The 20,950-nt window shown below is 66.4% G+C and carries 21 protein-coding genes; 20 read left to right on the top strand and 1 reads right to left on the bottom strand.

All coding sequences use genetic code 11. The features are described 5' to 3' along the window. Positions 1 to 52: 52 nt before the first annotated feature. Genes LDO54_RS26050 through LDO54_RS26035 form a run of 5 tightly spaced genes read left to right on the top strand, consistent with a single transcriptional unit; the run spans position 53 to position 4,764 of the window. A complete protein-coding gene (locus tag LDO54_RS26050; RefSeq protein ID WP_224013547.1) occupies positions 53 to 1,657 on the top strand; it encodes a hypothetical protein in 1,605 nt (534 codons plus the stop codon). A gap of 48 nt (positions 1,658 to 1,705) precedes the next feature. Further along, complete coding sequence (locus LDO54_RS26045; RefSeq protein WP_224013546.1) at positions 1,706 to 2,341, top strand: hypothetical protein; 636 nt, start codon at positions 1,706 to 1,708, stop codon at positions 2,339 to 2,341. Positions 2,342 to 2,351: 10 nt separating this feature from the next. Then, positions 2,352 to 3,344, top strand: coding sequence for a hypothetical protein (locus LDO54_RS26040; RefSeq protein WP_224013545.1), 993 nt, complete (start codon positions 2,352 to 2,354; stop codon positions 3,342 to 3,344). Positions 3,345 to 3,372: 28 nt separating this feature from the next. Beyond that, positions 3,373 to 3,666, top strand: coding sequence for a YkgJ family cysteine cluster protein (locus tag LDO54_RS39055; protein WP_356791555.1), 294 nt, complete (start codon positions 3,373 to 3,375; stop codon positions 3,664 to 3,666). Between the two features lie 60 nt (positions 3,667 to 3,726). Further along, positions 3,727 to 4,764, top strand: a complete 1,038-nt coding sequence (locus LDO54_RS26035) for a helix-turn-helix transcriptional regulator (RefSeq protein WP_224013544.1) — start codon at positions 3,727 to 3,729, stop codon at positions 4,762 to 4,764. 76 nt (positions 4,765 to 4,840) lie between these two features. Here the strand turns inward: LDO54_RS26035 and LDO54_RS26030 are convergent, their stop codons facing one another. Then, complete coding sequence (locus tag LDO54_RS26030; protein WP_224013543.1) at positions 4,841 to 5,440, bottom strand: LysE family translocator; 600 nt, start codon at positions 5,438 to 5,440, stop codon at positions 4,841 to 4,843. 535 nt (positions 5,441 to 5,975) lie between these two features. On the opposite strand from LDO54_RS26030, the gene LDO54_RS26025 reads away from it, so the two are divergent. The 15 genes from LDO54_RS26025 to LDO54_RS25955 are packed head-to-tail and all read left to right on the top strand — an operon-like array spanning position 5,976 to position 20,950. Further along, the gene (locus tag LDO54_RS26025) at positions 5,976 to 6,716 is read left to right on the top strand and encodes a beta-ketoacyl synthase chain length factor (RefSeq protein ID WP_224013542.1); all 741 of its coding nucleotides are present in this window, start codon (positions 5,976 to 5,978) and stop codon (positions 6,714 to 6,716) included. Next, the gene (locus LDO54_RS26020; RefSeq protein ID WP_224013541.1) at positions 6,700 to 7,494 is read left to right on the top strand and encodes a lysophospholipid acyltransferase family protein; all 795 of its coding nucleotides are present in this window, start codon (positions 6,700 to 6,702) and stop codon (positions 7,492 to 7,494) included. Before LDO54_RS26025 ends, LDO54_RS26020 begins: the two co-directional genes overlap by 17 nt. Continuing rightward, complete coding sequence (locus LDO54_RS26015) at positions 7,469 to 7,768, top strand: phosphopantetheine-binding protein (protein WP_224013540.1); 300 nt, start codon at positions 7,469 to 7,471, stop codon at positions 7,766 to 7,768. Before LDO54_RS26020 ends, LDO54_RS26015 begins: the two co-directional genes overlap by 26 nt. 3 nt (positions 7,769 to 7,771) lie before the next feature. Further along, the gene (locus LDO54_RS26010) at positions 7,772 to 8,023 is read left to right on the top strand and encodes an acyl carrier protein (RefSeq protein WP_065060839.1); all 252 of its coding nucleotides are present in this window, start codon (positions 7,772 to 7,774) and stop codon (positions 8,021 to 8,023) included. A gap of 8 nt (positions 8,024 to 8,031) precedes the next feature. Continuing rightward, positions 8,032 to 8,670, top strand: coding sequence for a hypothetical protein (locus tag LDO54_RS26005; RefSeq protein WP_224013539.1), 639 nt, complete (start codon positions 8,032 to 8,034; stop codon positions 8,668 to 8,670). Continuing rightward, positions 8,667 to 10,442: an AMP-binding protein gene (locus LDO54_RS26000; RefSeq protein ID WP_436975684.1), complete on the top strand. Its 1,776-nt coding sequence runs from the start codon at positions 8,667 to 8,669 to the stop codon at positions 10,440 to 10,442. Before LDO54_RS26005 ends, LDO54_RS26000 begins: the two co-directional genes overlap by 4 nt. Further along, positions 10,439 to 12,166 carry a glycosyltransferase family 2 protein gene (locus LDO54_RS25995; RefSeq protein WP_224013537.1) on the top strand — a complete coding sequence of 576 codons (1,728 nt, stop codon included), beginning with the start codon at positions 10,439 to 10,441 and terminating at the stop codon, positions 12,164 to 12,166. The genes LDO54_RS26000 and LDO54_RS25995 overlap by 4 nt, the downstream gene beginning before the upstream one ends. Further along, positions 12,153 to 13,730 carry an HAL/PAL/TAL family ammonia-lyase gene (locus LDO54_RS25990; protein WP_224013536.1) on the top strand — a complete coding sequence of 526 codons (1,578 nt, stop codon included), beginning with the start codon at positions 12,153 to 12,155 and terminating at the stop codon, positions 13,728 to 13,730. The genes LDO54_RS25995 and LDO54_RS25990 overlap by 14 nt, the downstream gene beginning before the upstream one ends. Beyond that, positions 13,727 to 14,161, top strand: a complete 435-nt coding sequence (locus tag LDO54_RS25985) for an acyl-CoA thioesterase (protein WP_224013535.1) — start codon at positions 13,727 to 13,729, stop codon at positions 14,159 to 14,161. Before LDO54_RS25990 ends, LDO54_RS25985 begins: the two co-directional genes overlap by 4 nt. Then, a complete protein-coding gene (locus tag LDO54_RS25980) occupies positions 14,149 to 14,823 on the top strand; it encodes an outer membrane lipoprotein carrier protein LolA (RefSeq protein WP_224013534.1) in 675 nt (224 codons plus the stop codon). The genes LDO54_RS25985 and LDO54_RS25980 overlap by 13 nt, the downstream gene beginning before the upstream one ends. Further along, positions 14,823 to 17,261, top strand: coding sequence for an MMPL family transporter (locus tag LDO54_RS25975; RefSeq protein WP_436975683.1), 2,439 nt, complete (start codon positions 14,823 to 14,825; stop codon positions 17,259 to 17,261). The genes LDO54_RS25980 and LDO54_RS25975 overlap by 1 nt, the downstream gene beginning before the upstream one ends. Beyond that, complete coding sequence (locus LDO54_RS25970; protein WP_224013533.1) at positions 17,261 to 18,490, top strand: beta-ketoacyl-ACP synthase; 1,230 nt, start codon at positions 17,261 to 17,263, stop codon at positions 18,488 to 18,490. The genes LDO54_RS25975 and LDO54_RS25970 overlap by 1 nt, the downstream gene beginning before the upstream one ends. Next, the gene (locus LDO54_RS25965; protein ID WP_224013532.1) at positions 18,487 to 18,978 is read left to right on the top strand and encodes a hotdog family protein; all 492 of its coding nucleotides are present in this window, start codon (positions 18,487 to 18,489) and stop codon (positions 18,976 to 18,978) included. Before LDO54_RS25970 ends, LDO54_RS25965 begins: the two co-directional genes overlap by 4 nt. Then, positions 18,975 to 19,724 (top strand): 3-ketoacyl-ACP reductase FabG2, encoded by a 750-nt coding sequence (locus tag LDO54_RS25960; protein ID WP_224013531.1) that lies wholly within the window; start codon positions 18,975 to 18,977, stop codon positions 19,722 to 19,724. Before LDO54_RS25965 ends, LDO54_RS25960 begins: the two co-directional genes overlap by 4 nt. Then, complete coding sequence (locus LDO54_RS25955; RefSeq protein ID WP_224013530.1) at positions 19,724 to 20,950, top strand: beta-ketoacyl-ACP synthase; 1,227 nt, start codon at positions 19,724 to 19,726, stop codon at positions 20,948 to 20,950. Before LDO54_RS25960 ends, LDO54_RS25955 begins: the two co-directional genes overlap by 1 nt.

The raw sequence follows: 20,950 nt of genomic DNA, 5'->3' as shown, positions 1-20,950 counted from the left end.
ACCGGCCGCGAGTGGGCGCCGGTTCCATCGACAGTCTTTATCAAGAGCGAACATGACTTCGAACGATTCGTTGTTTTCCGCGGCCGACGGGGAAGCGCAACCGGGCAACGACGCCAGCGGCAACGCACGGCGCACGAACGACGCAAACCACGCAGACAGCATCCGTGCGGGCGTGGCCATGTCGGCGCGCGAGACGGTCGAGCGCTTCGGCAGCGCGAACGCGGAATACATCAAGGGCTATACGGGGATCGACCAGGAGACGGGGCAGGTTTTCGCCAAGGGCCTCAAGGAGATCGCGGGCCACAAGGTCAATGCCGATCCGCTTGAAGCGGCGAAGAATATCAAGCAGCAGGCAGGCTTTTCCGCCGAGGTTGCGGCGACCAGTCACGATAACGCCGAGGCGATCATCAACGGTTCGAAGGTGCGCACCTCGCGTACCGACGACCTGCCGCAATACGGCAAGAATCACAATGTGGTCGACCGTGTGCAGCTTCTCGACGGTCAGGTGATCGAGGGATCGCAGGCGCAAATGAAATTCGTCGGCGACCGCAATCAGCTATTCAAGCGCATTGCGGGCGAAGACGGCAAGTTCGCGCGCTATCGCGGCGTGAAGCTCGAATTGCCATCCGAGCAATATGCGGGTGCAAAAGAGTTCTGCCAGCAGCAAGCCGAGCAATTGCGCAAGAACGCGCAGCAAGCAGAGCAGCTTGGCAAGGCCGATATCGCGGCCAGATTGCGTCGTGAGGCGGCGAATTACGATCAATTGGCGGAAAACGTCAGCGACAGTGGTTTGACGACGAAGCAAGCGATTTTCTATCGCGAGCATCCCGAATTGGCGACATTGCGCGATATCGCGCGCACGAGCCATCGCGCGGGTATGGATGGCGCGAAATGCGGCGCGGTGATTGGCGGCTGTATTTCGCTGCTGAAAAATGCGTTCTCCGCGGCACAAGGCGAAATGGCATGGCGCGAGGCCGCCGTCGAAGTGGGCAAGGACACGGCCAAGGCGGGTGCGCTCGGTTATGCCACGGCGGCAGCCGGCGCGACGATCAAGGCGGGCTTGCAGCAGTCGAGTTCGGAAATGGCGCGCGCATTGGCGAAAACGAGCGCGCCGGCGATGGCGGTCAACGTGTGTCTGTCGCTGGGCGTCTCGATCAAGCGCTATGTGTGCGGCGAGATTAACGAAACGGAATTGCTCATCGAAGTGGGCGAGAAAGGCGCGGGCATGTTGTCCAGCGGCATGATGGCCGCGATCGGGCAGATCGCCATTCCCATTCCGTTCGTCGGCGCCGCGATTGGCGGCATGGTGGGCTATACGCTGTCGACGATGTTTTATCAAAGTGCAGTCGACGCGGCGCGAGCCGCTGCCGCGTCGCGCGTCAATCTTGCGCGCATCACGGCATTCGAAACAGCTGCGCGTGCGCGTATTGCGCAAGAGCAGGCGGCGCTCGACAGCTTCATGCAGCGCGAACTGCCGCAATTGCATCGCGAGACGCTGGAATTGTTTGTGGTGGTCGAGAGCGCAGGGCATGGATCGGTCGACGATCTGGCGGCGGCTGTGAATCGCTATGCGACCTTGCTGGGAAAACATTTGCAGTTTTCGACGCTCGCAGAATTCGACGGCTTCATGGCCTCCGACGAACCGCTGCGGCTGTGAACGCATCCATTACATCGTTTATTGTTTGCATTGCACGAGGAGTAGACCATGCTGCTGAAGCAGCTTTCCAATGATGATAAGCGGCTGTTCCTGCGCGTTGCCGAATTGCTGAGCTTGAGCGACAAACCCATTCTCTGGGGCGGCAAGCGTAAAGAAGAGATTACTTCGACGACCAATCTCTCGGACATCAAGATTCAGCGTGGCGAACGCGAAACGCTGGCGCTGGAGGACCTGCATCTGGCCTTGCAGGTTTCGGAAGATAAGGCGGAACCGGCCGCGTCAGGCAGTTGGGCCAACCTGGGCAATCTGGGCAATCTGTTTCAGCAAGTCGCTGCGATGGCTCAGGGCGCGAATTCCATCGAGTATTCGCTGCTCGCGCGAATCAAGAAACTGCCCCTTCAAACCGCCGACGACCCGGCCGCGCGCGCGAGCGCCGCGCTCGAAATACTGCGCGATCAGCTGAAGGAAAAGAAGTCGATTCTGCCCTCGGTACCCAAACTGATGCTGTTCGAACTGATGATGCTGGCCCTGACCGACGGCGCCGTGTCGAGCATCGAGTGGCAAGTGCTCAACGAATTCAAGCATCACTATCAGATTGAAGATCATATTTTCGATGATCTGCTGGCACGCGCGGAACTGACCTATCGCGAAGCCCAGAAGACGATCGCAATCATTCTCGAATAAGGAGGCAGGCATGGTTCCCGTTATTCTCGGTGCATTTGCTGCGGGCACGGCGTTGTACGGTGCCTATAAGGGCGTGAGCGGCGCGATCGATCACAACAACGCGAGCGATATCAACGACGACGCGAAGTCGATCGTCGACCGCGCCAACGCGCGCGTAAACACGCAGCGCCAATCGACCAATGCCGTTCTCGAAGACTACGGCTCGCGCAAACTGCGTGCTTTCAACGGCGTGATCGCCGAATTCATCGAAACATTCGGAAAACTGAAGAATGTGGAGACGCTGCGTTCGCCGGAACTGGAAAAACTCAATCTCGGCGACTTCTCCACGGTCACGCTCGAAGGTCTGAAGAACGACTACGCGCTGCTGAAAAGCTCGGGGCTGGGTCTCGGATCGGGCATCGGCGGCGGTGCGGCAGTGGCGTTCGGCGCCTATAACGGCACCATGCTGCTCGCCACGGCCAGCACGGGCACGGCCATTTCGACGCTGAGCGGCGCGGCCGCCACGAATGCCACGCTCGCATGGCTCGGCGGCGGTTCGATCGCGGCGGGCGGCGGCGGCATGGCGCTCGGCACCATGATTCTCGGTGCCGTGGCAGTGGGTCCGGCACTGGCGATTCTTGGCCATATCGTCGGCAACAAGGGTGAGGAAGCGCTGAACAATGCGCGCAGCAACCTTCAGCAAGCCAAGACGTTCCGCGATGCGGCCACGTTGATGCACACGAAACTCGAATCGATCCAGCGCGTATCGTCGCTTGCGAATGGCACGTTCTCGAAAATCAGCTCGCATCTGCGTCTCGCGGTACGCGATCTCAACCGCGCCATCGAGGAGCACAGCGAGAATTACGCGCTGTTCCCCGTCGAAGCGCGCGAGACGGTGCTGCGCTCGGTGAAATTCGCGCAGTTGCTCAAGGCGATGATCGATACGCCGATTCTCGACAAGGACGGCAATCTCGTGCTGTCGACCGAGAAGCAGGTCGAGGACATTGCCGCGCTGGCGGTCTGAGCCAAACGCCAACCGGAATCCGCCAGTCATGTCCGGGCAAGACGCCATCGCCCCACGCCGCGCCTTTCCCTGCAACCAATGCGGCTTGTGTTGCCAGCATGTCGATCAAGCGGAACAAAGCCGCTATCTCGACCGTGGCGACGGCGTCTGCAGGCATTACGATGCGGATGGAAAATCGTGCTCGATTTACGCCACGCGGCCGGCGTTTTGCCGCGTGGACTTGCACTACGACACGCACTATGTCCATCTGTATAGCTGGGACACGTTCGTGGAAATGAACCTCGAAGTCTGCGCCGCGCTCGCCGCAATGCACGCGGCCTGACATGGCGCGGAAAACAGCCGTGGATGAATGCCGCGGATAACAAAACTATCAGCAGTCTCCATGCTCACTCAGGAAGAGAAAACCGTCCTCGACATCATGGGCACGCAGCCGGATCGCGCGTGGCCTTCGAATATTCTCAAGGAAGCCGTGCTGGCGCGGCTGCCGGAATTCGGCGAGAAGACTGTGCGCCGGTTGTTCGTGAAGCTCGAAGAAGAATCGTTGATCGAGCGCGACGGCAACGGCCGCAACACCACGTGGATGCTGCTCGTGCGTGGGCCGAGTGAAACCGTGCGGCCGCCCGTCGATATTTCGCTGGCGCTGCTGAAATTGCGGCAATTGGCGCGGCATCATCTACCGCCGGGCAAGATTGGCGATTTCCGCGAATATCTCGCGGGCGCGAATCGTGTGCTCGGCGTGCCGCCGCCGGATTCCCGCACGCGCAGCGCGCAGGCCTGGATCGGCAAGACGGCGCGCGTGGCGCCCGGTTATCCAGTGCTCGAACCGGAAATCGACGAAACCGTATTCGATACCGTGTGCTCCGCGCTCTATCGCGATGAAACGCTGCAAATCACGTATCGGTCCGCGGAAGCGAGCGAAGGCGTCACGCGCGATTATGTCGTGCTGCCGTATGCCATCGTCGAGAAAGCGCCGTTCTGGTATCTGGTCGTGAGTCTGCGCCGGTCGAGCGGAGCGCAGGGCGCGCCCTTCTTATTGCGCATGGACCGCGTGGTGTCGGTCGAGCCGCGCGGCTACGAACTGAAGCGCGATACCAGTTTCGATCTCGCCGCCTTCATTCGCAGCGAACGCGTGTTTGAATGGTTTCCGGAAATGCCCGAGCAGTGCGTATTGCGCGTGACCGAGGTGAACGGCATTCCCAGTGCGTTTCGCGCGGCGCCGCTCGCGCACGATCAGGTGATCGAGGAAGCGCCGGGCGGCTTTATGCTCAAAGCGACGCTGACGCCTTCGCGCGCCTTGCGCAATTTGCTGCTCGAACATGCGCCGACGGTGGAGCTGCTGTCGCCCGCGCATCTGCGTGCGGAGATTGCGCAGACCTTGATGGCGGCGGCCAGCCGATATGCCGCGCCGCTACCGGCCTGATTTCAGCCGCGCGCGAGCCGAACGCACCGGATTTACGCGCGGATTCGTGCCAGATTCGCGCCCGTTATTCAAACCATCAATGCGCGAGCGTCCAGATTAGCGAACCGGAAAACAGTGCGACGACAACCGATGCACAGCGCTGAATCAGCGCCGGACGCAAATGCGGCAGACGGCCTTCACGCGGCGCGGCGCCAATCGCAATCCACGCGCAGCCAATCGGAATCAGCAGAATGGCGAATAACGCCATGGCTTCCATCCACGTGGCGAATTTCGCGAAGGCTTCGGGCGGAAAAATCGAACCGGCAAACAAAATGGCTTTGGGATTAAGCACCGTCGCGCTGAACAAGATGCGCGGCCCGATCACTTTGGCGCTCGATGTTTCGATCGTATTGGCCGTGAGCCACAGGCGAATCGCGAGCCACGCGAGATAGAGGCTGCTGGCGATGCGCAGGACTTTCGGCAGCCAGCTCAGCGATTGCGAAGCGTGCGTGAAGCACAGGCCCCACAGCGTGATGGAGACGAGATAGCCCGCCAGTTCGAAGGCGGTCAGATGCGTGGCGCGACGGAATCCCAGCCGCAGGCCGGCGGCGGCGAGCAGGGTATTGGTCGGTCCGGGCATGAGCAGCACGATCGCGCAGCCCGACGCCATCAATGCGGCGGAGGAAAGGGTGAGCATGAGATGGCCGATGCAAGCGTGCCGTGCCCGGTCGAGCGGCGCGGCTAAAGGGACAGGGTGGTCGCATAGACGCGCAACCTTGCCGTGAGCCCGACATTCTACGACTTTCGTCGCCGCTTCCAGGTTTAAAGAGGGTTAACGGGGATTGAAGGGTTTAACGCTTTCGCAAACGTAATACGCGCCGGATGGAGAGCGACAACGTTGCCAATGCAACGATCGAGATGAAAAAGTGAGATCAACGCGTGCGTGATGCACGGGTTTTTCCTATGCGAGATGAATCGCTTCGGCGATTCGACTCGTTGCTGTTGTCGATTTCATGGCGATGCTAAAACATTGTTAAGTCATTGATTTAGAAAGTGAGTATTGATTAAGGTCGTGGGATTCAAAAATATTTCAACGTTATCCCTAAATAAAGCGCATGAGATGCCGTTAAAGTGTGCGCGAGATCCTGAGCCATGACTACGCGGGCCAGGAACAATAAACATACACCGTTCGGGGCGCGACACACTCGCTTGTGTCGCCGACACCATCTCCTATGCCTGATTTAGCCTGGACCTTGCCCGTTGCGCGGTGGTCCTTCTGGTCTTCCGTTTCGGAAAGCCCGCCTGCTGTCGAATTCGTCGATCCGATGATGCGCCGCCGGCTGAGTTCGCTTTCCCGGATGGCCTTGAAAGTGGCGGGCGATTGCGTCGACGCGCATACGCCGGTGCGGGTGGTGTTTGCCTCGCGGCATGGCGAGCTGCGCCGCACGACCGATATTCTGCGCGACATCGAAGCCAATAAGCCGGTCTCGCCGAATGCGTTCAGTCTTTCGGTGCTCAATGCGATGTCGGGGCTGTTCGGCATGGCGCGCGGCGACCGCTCGGCGGCCACGGCCTTGTCGGCGGGCGCCGAAACGCTTGGCTATGCGCTGCTCGAAGCGCACGCGCAATACGCGGACGAGCCGGGCGGCCCCATTCTCGTCATCTACGCCGACGAACCTGCCGACGCGCGCTACGGTGCGGTCGAACACGAAGTGCAGGGCGGTGCGCTGGCGCTGCTGCTCGATGCGGGCGCGGCTGCGCAAGGCCGGCTCGCGTGCTCCGTCACGCCGGACGCCGGCGCGCAGGCTCAAACGTCCAATCAAGCGGCAAATCAAGCACCCAATCAAGCATCGGTGCGCAGATTCGCGACGCAAAGCGAAGCGCTGCATCATTGCCTGAGCGCTCGCGAAAGCGCGGCGTGGGACGGCAGCGGCGGCACATGGCAATGGAGCTGGCATGTCGGCGCGGCTTAACTACGGCTGGCGCCTGTTCGCCACGGCCTTCAGTTTCGCGATGTTCGGCGTGTGCGGGCTGCTGTTTTCGCTCGTCGCGTTTCCGGTTGCGTGCGTCTGGCCGCATCGCGCTTCGCGTCAACGCGCGGTGTCGGCGATCATTCACGCATTCTTCCGCGCGCTCGTGGCCGCGCTGCAACGCGTGGGCGTCATGACGCTGGACGTCGAAGGCGTCGCGGCGCTGCGCTCGGGCACGCCTGCCATCGTGGTCGCGAACCATCCCACTTATCTCGACGTGGTCGTGCTGCTCGCACTCATGCCGTCGGCCTGCTGCGTCGTCAAGAACGCGCACTGGAGCAATCCGTGCTTCTGGGGCATCGTGCGCGCCGCCGAGTACGTGAGCAACGCCGACCCGCAAGGCTTCGTGGAAGACTGCGCGCGCCAGCTCGCGAACGGCTACAGCATGATCATTTTTCCCGAAGGCTCGCGCAGCCCCGCACCGAACCGCCTGCATGCGTTCTCGCGCGGTTTCGCGCACACGGCGCTGGAGGCCGGTGCGCCGATCCTGCCCGTGCTGATGCATTGCGACCCGCCCGCCTTCACCAAGCAGATGCGCTGGTATCACGTACCGGAGCGGCCTTTCCGCATGACCGTGAACGTGCTGGCGCCTATCGGCGTGGAGCGGCTCGCGCCGCGCGAGATGCCGTCGGCGCTCGCAGCACGCAACGTCACGCGCGCCATCGAGGCGCACATCACCCAGTACCTGTTCGACTATGGATTCTTTAAAACTGGAAATTAAGCAGCTCTTGATCGAGGCGCTCGATCTGGAGCACCTCACGCCCGCCGATATCGACGACGACGCACCGCTGTTCGATACCGACGGCGTGGGGCTCGATTCGATCGACGCGCTGGAGATCGGCATCGTGCTGCGCCAACACTATCAACTGACCATCGCCGCCGACGACGAAAACGTCCGCGGCCAGTTTCGTTCGATCAACACGCTCGCGGCGCTCGTCGCGAGTCATCGCAACGAAAACGCATCGCTGGAAGCTATTGCAGGCAAGGGGGATTGAACCATGAACGACGCAGAAATTCTCGGACGTATCCGCGAGATCTTTCAGGAAAACTTCGATATCGAGCCGTCGCGCGTCACGCCTGAAGCGCATCTGTTCGAAGAACTGGATCTCGACAGCATCGACGCCGTCGATCTCGCCATCAAGCTCCAGGAAATGACGGGCCGCCGTATCAAGCCGGAAGAGTTCAAGTCGGTGCGCACGGTCGGCGACGTCATCGCCGCCGTGGAGTCGCTGCTCGCAACCCAGGCCTGAGGCATCCCGTGACGGTTCGTTCCGCGCACGCCGCCGGGCCGCTCGCGCCCGCCGCCACGCGCGCGCCGGGCAAGCTGCGCCTGCTCGCCAATCTCGCGTATCCGGTCGTGATCCTGTGCGCGTGGCGCTGGGATTCGCCGCGCCTCGTCGGGCTGATGCTGCTCGCGCTGCTCTGGCTGCAACGCGTGGCCGGCACGGGCGCGATCGCGGCGCAGCTGCGCAAGCTCACGCCGGTCGACTGGGCCGTGGCGATCACGCTCAACGTGGCGTCGGTGGCGATCGTGTTCACCAATAGCGAACGGATCATGCGCCTGTATCCGGCGTGCGTGAATCTCGGGCTGCTCGTCGCGTTTGGCGCGACGCTCGTCAAAGGTCCGTCGATGATCGAGAAGTTCGCGCAGCGGACCTATCCCGAACCGCCTCCGCACATCGTGCGCTACACGCGCCGCGTCACGCAGCTCTGGTGTGCGTTCTTCGCCGCGAACGGCGCGTTTTCCGCGTGGACGGCCTTCGCGTGGCCGCCGAAGCTGTGGTCGCTCTATAACGGCGCGCTCGCGTATGGGCTCATCGGTGTTCTGATCGTCGGCGAAATCGCATGGCGCAAATGGATCATGCTGCCGCGCGCGGCGCGACAGGAGGCGCTGTGATCGCGCTGCACGCATTGCTCGCGGCGTCGCGCCGCGAGCCGCAGGCCGTGGTCTGCCTCGACGGCGCGGGCATCACGCGCTTTTCGACGTTTCAGGCGCAGGCTCTGGGTATCGCCGCGCGTTTGCGCGAGCGCGAGGCCCAGCGCATCGCGCTCTGGAGCGACGATCCTTACGTCTTCGCGTGCGCGCTGTTCGGCGTGCTCGCGGCGGGCAAGGTGCCGGTGATCCCGGCCAATGCCGCGCCCGGTTATCTCGCCGATCTGCGCGACCATTACGACGCCATGCTCGACGATGGCGAACTCGCCGCGTGGTGCGCCGCGAAGTGTGCTGACAACGCTACGCCTGGCATCGCGACGCTTGCCACAAGCGCCACTAGCGCCGCCATCGACGCCCACGCGCCGCTCACGCTGTTCACCTCGGGCAGCAGCGGCACTCCGAAGCCGGTCCACAAGACGCTCGCGCAATTCGACGCCGAAGTGCGCACGCTCGAAGCCGAGTGGGGCGCGTGGGTCGGCGACGCGACCGTGCTCGCGAGCGTGCCGCATCACCATATCTACGGGCTGCTGTTCCGCGTGTTCTGGCCGCTGGCGGCGGGGCGGCCGTTCGACCGCGCGACCTGCGCCGATCCCGCGCAATTGCAGGCGCGTATCGCGCAATGCGGCGCGGCCGTGGTGGTCTCGACGCCCGCGCAGCTCTCGCGCTGGCCTGATCTGCCGGGCTTTAGCGCGCTTGCGCCCGCGCCGCGCGCGTTCTTCTCGTCGGGCGGCCCGTTGTCCGCCGACGCCGCGCTGCGTTATGCCGCGACGTTCGGCGCCGCGCCGCTGGAGATCTATGGCAGCACGGAGACGGGCGGTATCGCGTGGCGGCGCCAAAGCGAAACCGACGCGTGGACGCCCCTGCACGGCATCGCCGTGCGCGCGGGCGCGGCGGAAGAAGGCGGCGCGCTCGAAGTGCGCTCGCCGCATCTCGGCCACGACGACTGGCATCGCACCGACGACCAGGCCGCCTTCGACGAAGCGGGCCGCTTCCGTCTGCGCGGCCGCCTCGACCGCGTGCTGAAGCTCGACGGCAAGCGCGTCTCGCTCGGCGAGATGGACAGCCGTCTGCTATTGCATCCCGACCTCGCCGACGTGCGGACCGTGCCGCTCGCGGGCGCGACGCGCCAGCGCATCGGCGCGCTCGTCGTGCTCTCGGCGCAGGGCCGCGAACGCTTGCGCCTCGAAGGCCGCGTCGCGCTCGTCAAGGCGCTGCGCCGCCATCTCGCCGCCTATTTCGACGCCGTCGTGCTGCCGCGCCACTGGCGCATCCGCCGCGCGCTGCCGGTCGATGCTCGCGGCAAGATTCAGGCGCGCGCCGTCGCCGAGGCGTTTGACGTACGCGAGGAAGGCTTCGAATTGCTCGCGGAATGGGACGAGACGGAAAGCGCTGAACATGCTGAACATGCTGAACAAGCGCCCACGCCGCCCGCCCGCGCGTTCGAATTGCGCGTGCCGCACACGCTCGCGCATTTCGCGGGCCACTTCCCGGGCTTGCCGATCCTGCCGGGCGTCGTGCAGGTCGACTGGGCGCTGCGTTTCGCCGACGAATGGGTGCCGGGCGCACGCGCGCTCGCCTCGGTCGAGCAACTGAAATTCATGGCGCCGGTGCCGCCGGGCGTGCTGCTGAAACTCGTGCTGAAGCACGACGCGGCGCGCCGCCGCATCGCGTTCGTCTGGCGCTTCGGCGAGCGCGACTGCGCGTCGGGCGTCATCGTGTACCGGGAGCCCGCATGAGTCTCGCGGCCTGCGTCGTCATTCCGATCTACAACCACAAGGACGCGATTGGCGGCACCGTGGCGAATCTGGTCGTGCACGGCCTGCCGCTGTTCGTCGTCGACGATGGCAGCGACGAGGCCACGCAGCAGGTGCTCGCCGCGCTCGCGCAGCGCCACGCGGGCCAGCTCACGCTGCTGCGCCTGCCCGTGAACGGCGGCAAGGGCGCGGCGGTGATGGCGGGGCTGCGCGCCGCGCGCGACGCGGGCTACACGCACGCCTTGCAGATCGACGCCGACGGCCAGCACGACGCCGCCGACGTGCCGCGCTTTCTCGCCGCCGCCGCCGCGAATCCGCGCGCGGTCGTGCTCGGCCAGCCCGTCTACGACGAGAGCGTGCCGAAGGCGCGTCTCTACGGCCGCTATCTGACGCACGTGTGGGTGTGGGTCGAAACGCTGTCCTTCACGATCCGCGATTCGATGTGCGGCTTCCGGCTCTATCCGCTCGATCTCGCCTGCGCGCTGATCGACAGCGTGAAGCTGCCCGAGCGCATGGACTTCGACATCGAGATTCTGGTGCGCCTGTACTGGCGGCGCGTGGAGTTCGTGTCGATCCCGACTGCCGTGACTTACGCGACCGACGGCGTCTCGCATTTCGACGTGCTCTGGGACAACGTGCGGATCAGCCGCAGCCACACGCGGCTCGTCGCGGGCATGCTCGCGCGCCTGCCGCTGCTGCTCGCGCACAAGGTCTTGCCGCGCCGTCGCATGGAGAGCGCTGCGAGCGGCGCGCCCGCGCCCTGGTGGCGTCGCGCCGAACGCGGCAGCCGTCTCGGCATGAGTCTGCTCGCGCTGAGCTGCCGTTTGTTCGGGCGGCGCTTCACGGCGCTCTGGCTGCATCCGATCGTCGCGTATTTCCTGCTCACGGGTCGCCCCGCGCGCGAGGCGTCGCGCCGCTATTTCGCGCGTCTCGCCCAAGCGGTGCCGCAGCCCGCGACGCCGCGCCCCGGCTGGGTGACCTCGTACCGTCACATGCTCGCGTTCGCGCAGTCGGGCTTCGACAAGCTCGCCGCGTGGACCGGCCGCGTGGACTTCTCCGATGTCGAGATCGACGACGCCCACGCGCTCGACGCGCTGCTCGCGAGCGGACGCGGCGCGCTCGTGATCGGCTCGCATCTCGGCAATCTGGAAATGGCGCGCGCGCTCGCCGTGCGCGGCGCGCAGACGCGCGTGACCGCGATCGTCTACACCGAGCACGCGAAGCGCTTCAACAGCGTGCTGGCGGGCGCGAACCGCGATTTCACGCAGCATCTGGTGCCGGTGAGCGACTTCGGGCCGCAAACCGCGCTGATGATGCAGGAGCGCATCGAGCGCGGCGAACTGCTGGTGATCGTCGGCGACCGCACGCCCGCGCACGAAAGCGGACGCTTGACCGAAGCGCAGTTCCTCGGCGCAACCGCGCCGTTCGCGCAAGGGCCGTACGTGCTCGCGCACGCGCTCGCGTGTCCCGTCTATCTGCTGTTCTGCCTGAAGGAGCGCAGCGGCTACCGGCTCTATTTCGAGCCCTTCGCCGAGCGCATCGAACTGCCGCGACGCGACCGCGCGGAACACATCGCGGGCTGGGCGCAGCGCTTCGCGAGCCGCCTCGAACACTATTGCCGCAAGGCGCCTTATCAATGGTTCAATTTTTACGATTTCTGGGCGCGCCCAGGCGGGAATACGAGGAAGACGAATGGCCGAACATGACCTGAACGGCGTCCAGGCCGCGACCGCCGACGTGGTGATCGGCGGCCGCCGTCTGACGATCGAGGACGTGGTGGCGGTGGCGCGCGAAGGCGCTGCCGTGCGGCTCAGCGACGACCCGGCCTGGCGCGCGCGCATCGCGCGCGGCGCGGAATTCCTGCGCCGCCATCTGGACGCGGGCGCGACGGTCTACGGCGTCAACACGGGTTACGGCGACGCCTGCGTGGTCGACGTGCCGATGGCGCTCGTCGAGGCGCTGCCGCTGCAACTCACGCGCTATCACGGCTGCGGCATGGGCGAGTATCTCGACGATGCGTCGGCGCTCGCGGTGATCGCCGCGCGTCTGAATTCGCTGGCGTATGGGCTCTCGGGCGTGCGTCCGGTGCTGCTCGAACGTCTCGCCGATCTCATCAATCATCGCGTGCTGCCGCGTATTCCCGCCGAAGGCTCGGTGGGCGCGAGCGGCGACCTCACGCCGCTGTCGTACGTGGCGGCGGCGCTGGCGGGCGAGCGCGACGTGCAGTTTCGCGGCGCGTCGTGCACGGCGCGCGACGCCTGGCAGGCGCTCGGCCACGCGCCGCTTACGCTCGCGCCCAAGGAAGGGCTCGCGCTGATGAACGGCACGGCCGTGATGACCGGCCTCGCGTGTCTCGCGTTCGCGCGCGCGGCGCAACTGGCGCGCCTGAGCGCGCGCCTCACGGCGCTCGCGACGGTCGCGCTCGACGGCCGCGCCGCGCATTTCGACCCGCTGATCTTCGAAGCCAAGCCGCACGCCGGGCAAGGCGAGGCCGCCGCGTGGATTCGCGCCGATCTCGCCGGGCGTCCCGACACGCCGGGCCATCGCCTGCAGGACCGCTATTCGATCCGCTGCGCGCCGCATGTGATCGGCGTGCTCGGCGACGCGCTGTCCTGGATGCGCCGCGACATCGAAAACGAACTGAACAGCGCCAACGACAATCCGCTGATCGACCCCGACGGCGAGCGCGTGCTGCACGGCGGCAACTTCTACGGCGGCCATATCGCGTTCGCGATGGACGGCCTGAAGAACGCCGTTGCGAATCTCGCCGATCTGATGGATCGCCAGCTTGCGCTGCTCGTCGACGACAAGTTCAACAACGGCCTGCCGCGCAATCTCACGGGCGCGAGCGCGGCGCGCGCGGCGATCAATCACGGCTTCAAGGCGGTGCAGATTTCGTCGTCGGCGTGGACGGCGGAGGCGCTCAAGCACACGATGCCCGCGAGCGTGTTTTCGCGCTCCACCGAGGCGCACAACCAGGACAAGGTGAGCATGGGCACGATCGCGGCGCGCGATTGTTTGCGCGTGCTGCAACTGACCGAGCAGGTCGCGGCGGCGCATGCGCTCGCGACCGTGCAGGCCGCGCAATTACGTCTGCGCGGCAACGCGGGCACCGTGATTCCTGAGCCGCTGCGCGCGTTCATGACGGACGTGGCGGCGGTGTCGCCGTTCGTCGACGAAGACCGCGCGCTCGAACACGAACTGCGCGCGATGACGGCGCGGATCGCGGCGGGCGAATTCATCGGCGCACAGGAAGGAGACGCGGCATGAGCGTGGCGGACAAGGCCGTATTGAGCGCGAGCGCGACCGTGGAAGTGCCGTTCCACGACGTCGATGCGATGAACGTCTGCTGGCACGGCCACTACCTGAAGTACTTCGAATTCGGCCGCGCGGCGCTGCTGCGCAAGTTCGATTACGACTATCGCGAGATGCAGGCGTCGGGCTATGTGTGGCCCGTGGTCGAGGCGCATCTGAAGTACGTGCGTCCGGCGATTTACGGACAGCAGATCGAGGTCTGCGCGCATCTGCTCGAACACGAAAACCGCCTGAAAATCGGCTACGAAATCTTCGATTGCGCCACGCGCGCGCGGCTCACCAAGGGCTATACGATTCAGGTCGCGGTGAACGCCGCCACGCAGGAATTGCAGTTCGTCTCGCCGCCGGTCGTGTTCGAAAAACTGGAGCGCGCATGGGCACGTTGATACGCGGCGCGGTGTTCGCGGCGATGATCGCGCTTCAGTCGGTATGCTTGCCTGTGCAGGCGGCGACATCGGCTTCGAACGCGAGTGCAAGCGCAAGCGACGCCGACGCGGCACTCGTTTCGCAGATCGCCGCGCGCCTCGCGCAGACGAAAGGCGTGCGCTCGCACTTCACGCAGACCCAGACGCTCGCCGCGCTGAAGACGCCGCTCGTCAGCACGGGATCGCTGCTGTTTTTCCGCGATCGCGGCGTGATCTGGCAAATCGACGCGCCCTATAAAAAAACCTGGGTGATGAGCGACAGCGGCATGACCGTGCTCGACGCGACCGGTCAGCGCGTCGCGAACGGCGGCGCGCAGGGCGCGCGCGGCGCGGCTGAAATCGCGAAGATGATGCGCGCGATGCTGGGCGGCGACCTGAGCGGGCTCTACACGCAATTCGACGTGCAGGCGCGCGGCACGCCCGCGCGCTGGCAGATGCGCCTCGTGCCGCGTCAGCCGCAGATCGCGCAGGCGTTGCGCGGCATCGAGATGGACGGCGGCGAGTTCCTGCAAGGTCTGCGCATCACGCTCGCGAACGGTGACGTCACGCAGTACGCGTTCAGCGGCAGCACGCCCGTGAGCGAACTCGCGCCCGCCGACCAGAAACTGTTCGGAACGCCGTAGTGAATTCGCCGGAGCTTCGTGCCGCATCCACTACACGAACCGCACGCAGCGCGTGGCGGCATTGGGCGCTGCGCGCCGCGTGGCTGCTGCTCGCCGTGGCCGCCGCGCTTTATTGCGGCTGGCGTTTCGCGGGGCCGTCGCCATTGCAGACGAATCTGCTCGCGCTGCTGCCCGCCACCGAGGCCGATCCCGTCGCCGAAGAAGCCGTCGATCAACTCGCGAACGTGCTCGGCAATCGCGCCGTGCTGCTCGTGTCCAGCGATAACGACGCGCACGCGAAAGCGGCGGCGCTGCAACTGGGCGCGTCGCTGAGCGCGAGTCACGCGTTCGCGTCGGTGACCGCGCGCATTCCGCCGTTCGACCTCGGGCGTATCGCGCGCTTCTATCTGCCGTATCGCTTCGGCCTGCTCACGTCCGAGGATCGCGCGAGCTTGACGAACGCCAGGGGCGGCCCGGCCGCGCTGTCCAGCGCGCTCACCGAGCGCCTCTACGGCCTGCCCGGCGTGGGCCTCTCGACTTCGCTCGCCGACGATCCGTTCGGCTGGCTTCAGCACTGGCTCGCGGGCCTGCCGCTCGCCGCATCGAATCTGACCGTCGAGGACGGCTTGCTGGTCGCGCATCGCGGCGCGACCACGAGCGTGCTGGTGGTCGGCACGCTGACGGGATCGGCGTATGAATCGTCGGTGCAGCAAAACGTGCTGCACGCCGTCGCGCAAGGCGAAAGCGCGCTGAAGCCGGCATGGCCCGACGTCAGCGTCGCGCGCACGGGCGCGGTGTTCTACGCGGAGTCGGCGCGACGCGCGTCGGAGCGCGACGTGCACGTGATCGGCATCGTCTCGGCGGTCGGCATCGCGCTGCTGATGCTCTGGATCTTCCGCTCGCCGCGCCTCATTGCGCTCGGTTTCGTCTCGACGGCGCTGGGCATTCTGTGCGCGCTCGCGGCGACCATGCTGATCTTCGGCAAGCTGCATCTGCTGACGCTGGTGTTCGGTGCGAGCCTGATTGGCGAGGCCGTCGATTATTCGATTCAGTATTTCGTCGTCTATCTGGGCGCGCGCGAGCACTGGAACGCGCGGCGCGGCGCGCGCGAAGTGATGCCCGCGCTCGCGGTGGCGTTCGGCACGAGCGTACTCGGCTACGCCATCCTGACCTTCGCGCCGTTCCCGGCGCTCAAGCAGATCGCGTGCTTCGCGATCGTCGGCATCTTGATCGCGTTTGCTTCGGTGATCGGCCTGCTGCCGAGCCTCATGACGCGCCCCGCGCGCCGCAGTCCGCGCACGCTGTTCGCCGTGGCCGCCGTGACGCTCGCGAAATGGCAGGCGCTGATCGGCGGACGTCGCGCGTGGCTCGTCGCGCTCGCGGTGGGCGTCGTGGCGGCGCCAGGCTGGCTGCAACTGCGCAGCGACGACGACATCCATCTGCTGATCCAGCGCGATCCTTCGCTGGTCGCGCAGGAGCGCGTGGTGAGCAACGCGGTGGGCGTCGACAACAGCGCGCAGTTCTTCGTCGTGCGCGGCGCGTCGCCCGAAACCGTGCTCGAACGCGCCGAAGCGCTGTGCGCGCGGCTGGGCACGCTCACGGGCGCAGCGGCCGTGAGCGGCTGGCAGTCGGTCACGTCGTTCGTGCCGTCGGACAAGCAGCAGGACGCCGATCGCGCCTTGCTGGCCGCGCACGTCTTCAACGATCCGGCCGCGTTGGGCGCGATGCTGGGCGCGGCGGGTTTTCGCGACGACGTTGCGCAGGCGTGGCCGCGCGCGTGGGCGCGATCCGGTTCCAGCACGCTGAGCGTGGACGCATGGCTGGCCGAACCGTGGTCGCAGCCGTTCCGCCACCTGTGGCTCGGCCGCTCCGCGAGCACACCGGGCGCCTTCGCGACGGTCGTGATCCCGCAGGGCGTGTCGAACGCGAACGAGCCCGCCTTGCGCGCGCTCGCTCCGACGCTGCCCGGCGTGAGTTTCGTCGACAAGGCGGCGAGCGTCTCGCATCTGTTCGGCGTCTATCGCGAGGACGGCGCGCTCTGGCTCGCAGGCGCGCTCGTGCTGGTGTTCGCGCTGCTGACGCTGCGTTACGGCTGGCGCGCGGCGTTCGCGGTCGCGCTGCCCGTGTGGCTCGCGATCGGCGTGACGCTGGCCGTGTTCGGCTACGCGCACGTGCGCATCAATCTATTCAACCTGCTGGCGCTGATGCTCGTGCTCGGCGTGGGCGCGAACTACGCGGTGTTCCTGCGCGAAGGCGCGATGCGCGCGAACGCCGATACCGGCGCGGTCTGGACCGGCGTGCTGCTCTCGGCGACCACGACGCTGCTCTCGTTCGGCCTGCTCGCGATGACCTCGATGCCCGCGCTCAAGAGCTTCGGCGCGACGCTGTCGCTCGGCATCATGGTGTCGGTCCTGTTCGCGCCGGTCGGCATGCCCTCGAATTCACGGAGAACGAACTGATGGCGCGGCCCGCCTCTCAATCTGCCCGACCGGTTTATCTGCACGCGCTCGGCATGGTCAACGCGCTCGGCGACGACGTGAGCGCCATCGCCGCCGCACTCGCACGCGCAGAAGCGCCCGGCATGGGGACGATCCGCACGCGCATCGGCGAGGCGTTCGCGGGCCGCGTGCTCGCGCCGCTCGCGCAGCCCGGCTTTGCGCCGCCCGCCGCGCTCGCCAGCTACGACTGCCGCAACAACCGCCTGCTGCTCGCGGCGCTGGCGCAGATCCAGCCCGCCGTCGACGCCGCGTGCGAGCGCTTCGGCGCGGGCCGCATCGGCGTGGTGCTGGGCACGAGTACATCGGGCATCGGCGCGGTGGAAGCGACGTTCGCGCAGGCAGGCAGCGATGCGGACAGCGATGCACCCGCCGTGACGCCTTTCGACTATCGCCAGATGGAAATCGGCACCGCGGCCCCGTTCGCAGCGGCCGCGCTCGGCCTCGGCGGCCCCGCGTTCACGATTTCGACGGCCTGCACGTCGAGCGCGAAAGCGTTCGTTGCGGCGCGCCGCCTGTTGCGTGCGCGGCTGTGCGATGCGGTGGTGGTCGGCGGCGTCGACACGCTCTGCGAACTCACGCTGCAAGGCTTCGCGTCGCTCGAATCGACGAGCGCCGCGCGCACCAATCCGATGAGCGCGAACCGGCGCGGCATCAATATCGGCGAAGGCGCAGCGGTCTTTCTGATGAGCCGCGAGGAAGGCCCGGTGCGCTTCGCGGGCGCGGGCGAGTCGAGCGACGCGCATCACATCTCCGCGCCCGATCCGCAGGGCGCGGGCGGCGAGATCGCGTTGCGCGCGGCGCTCGCGGACGCGGGCATCGGCGCGGGCGCGATCGGCTACGTCAACCTGCACGCCACCGCGACGATCAAGAACGATCAGATGGAAGCGCAGCTGATGGCGCGCGTGTTCCCCGACGGCGTGGCCGCGAGCGGCACCAAGCCGCTCACGGGCCACACGCTCGGCGCGGCGGGCGCGACCGAAGCGGGCCTCGCATGGCTGACGCTCGCGCGCGACGACGTCGCGCTGCCGCGTCATCTCTGGGACGGTCAGGCCGACGCGTCACTGCCGCCGCTTGATTTCGTCGAGTCGGAGCGTTATCTGCCGCGCGGCGCGGGGACGGGGAGCCAGTACGTCATGAGCAATTCGTTCGCGTTCGGCGGCAGCAACGCTTCGCTGGTGTTCGCACGATGACCGTCGCCTTGAATTCCGCATCGGGCGCCGAAGCGTTCCCGCCGATCGAATCGATCATCCCGCATCGCGGCACGATGCTGCTGCTCGACGCGGTGTGCGCGTGCAGCGACGAATCGCTGAGCGCCGAAGCCAGCGTGCGCGCCGATGCGTGGTACGCCGACGCGCAGGGCGCGATGCCCGCATGGATCGGCATCGAACTGATGGCGCAGGCCATTGCCGCCCACGTGGGCCTGCTGTCGATGCGCGCGGGCAAGGCGGCGCGCCCTGGCGTGCTGCTTGGCACGCGCCGCTTCACGGCGCTGCGCGACACCTTCGCGGCCGGTGCGTCGCTGCGCGTGAGCGTGAACGAACTGCTGCGCAGCGACGAAGGCCACGGCGCCTACGGCTGCACCATCGAACAGGAAGGCGTGCTGTGCGCCGAGGCCACGGTCAAGGTGTATCAGCCGCACGATTTTCAGACTTTCATCGAGGAAAACTCCCGAGCATGAGCCCGACTCCGAGCCAGACCCCGAACCGGCGCGTACTCGTGACCGGCGCGAGCCGCGGCATTGGCCGCGCGATCGCCTATCAACTGGCCGCCGACGGCTTCGCCGTCACCGTGCATTGCCGCACGGGCCTGAAGGAAGCGCAAGCCGTCACGGCGGGCATCGCCGCGCAAGGCGGCTCGGCCGGCGTGCTGCAATTCGACGTGCGCGACCGCGCCGCCTGCCGCGCGGCGCTCGAAGCCGACGTGACCGCGCACGGCGCGTACTACGGCATCGTCTGCTGCGCGGGCGTGACGCGCGACGCGGCCTTCCCCGCACTGACCGACGAAGACTGGGACATCGTGCTCGAAACCGGCCTCGACGCCTTCTACAACGTCGTGCATCCGCTCGTCATGCCGATGGTGCGCGCGCGCAAGGGCGGGCGCATCGTCACGGTGGCGTCGGTGTCGGGCGTCACGGGCAATCGCGGCCAGGTGAACTACAGCGCCGCGAAGGCGGGCCTGATCGGCGCGACCAAGGCGCTCGCGGTCGAACTCGCCACGCGCAACATCACGGTCAACAGCGTCGCGCCGGGTCTCGTCGATACGGGCATGCTCGACGAAGTGCCGCTCGATCACGCGCTCAAGGCCGTGCCGATGAACCGCGTGGGCCAGCCCGCCGAAGTCGCTTCGGTGGTCGGCTTCCTCATGTCGGATGCGGCGTCCTATGTGACGCGCCAGGTCATCGGCGTCAACGGAGGCATGGTCTGATGAAGCGCGTCGTGGTGACGGGCATGGGCGGCGTGACCGCGCTCGGCGACCGTTGGGAGCAGGTGGAGGCCGCGCTCGAACGCGGCGCGAATGCGGTGCGGCGCGTGCACGACTGGGATTACATCGAGGCGCTGCATACGCGCCTCGCGTCACCGCTGCCGAAGTTCGAGACGCCCGACTACTATCCGCGCAAGAAGACGCGCTCGATGGGGCCGGTCTCGCTCTACGCGGTGCGCGCGAGCGAGTACGCGCTCGCGGACGCGGGCCTGCTCGACGATGCGTCGATCAAGGACGGCCGCATGGGCGTGGCGTACGGATCGTCGGCGGGCTCGGTGGAACCCGTGCGCGCGTTCGGCAAGATGCTCGAAACCGGCTCGATGAGCGACGTCACGTCGAACAGCTACGTGCAGATGATGCCGCACACGACGGCGGTGAACGTGAGCCTCTTCTGGGACCTGAAGGGCCGCATCGTGCCGACGTCGTGCGCGTGCGCTTCGGGCAGCCAGGCCATCGGCTACGCGTATGAAATGATCGCGAGCGGCAAGCAGGCGCTGATGCTCGCGGGCGGCGCGGAAGAACTCTCGGGGCCGGGCGTGGCCGTGTTCGACATGCTCTACGCCACCAGCACGCGCAACGATGATCCGCAATCCACGCCGCGTCCGTTCGACGCCGCGCGCGACGGGCTCGTGGTGGGCGAGGGCGCGGCCACGCTCGTGCTCGAAGAGTACGAGCACGCGCTGGCGCGCGGCGCGCGCATTCACGCGGAAGTCGTGGGCTTCGGCTGCAACTCCGATGGCGCGCATATCACGCAGCCCACGGCGGCGACGATGGCGGTCGCGATGCGCCAGGCGCTCGCCGACGCGCAACTCGCGCCCGAAGCGATTGCCTACGTGAACGCGCACGGCACCTCGACCGATCGCGGCGATATCGCCGAAAGCCACGCCACGGCGGAAACCTTCGGCGCGCGCATGCCGATCAGTTCGCTCAAGAGCTATATCGGCCATACGCTCGGCGCGTGCGGCGCGATCGAAGCGTGGTGGACGATCGAAATGATGAAGCGCAATCGCTACGCGCCGACGCTGAATCTGCACGAGGTCGATCCGGCCTGCGCGCCGCTCGACTACATCATGGGCGCGCCGCGCGAGATCGACGCCGACTACGTGATGAGCAATAACTTCGCGTTCGGCGGCGTGAACACGTCGTTGATCTTCAAGCGCGTCCGGTGA

It is taken from the genome of Paraburkholderia tropica (assembly GCF_914484835.1).
Taxonomy (GTDB): domain Bacteria; phylum Pseudomonadota; class Gammaproteobacteria; order Burkholderiales; family Burkholderiaceae; genus Paraburkholderia; species Paraburkholderia tropica_A.
This window is presented reverse-complemented; position numbering and strand designations above follow the sequence as displayed.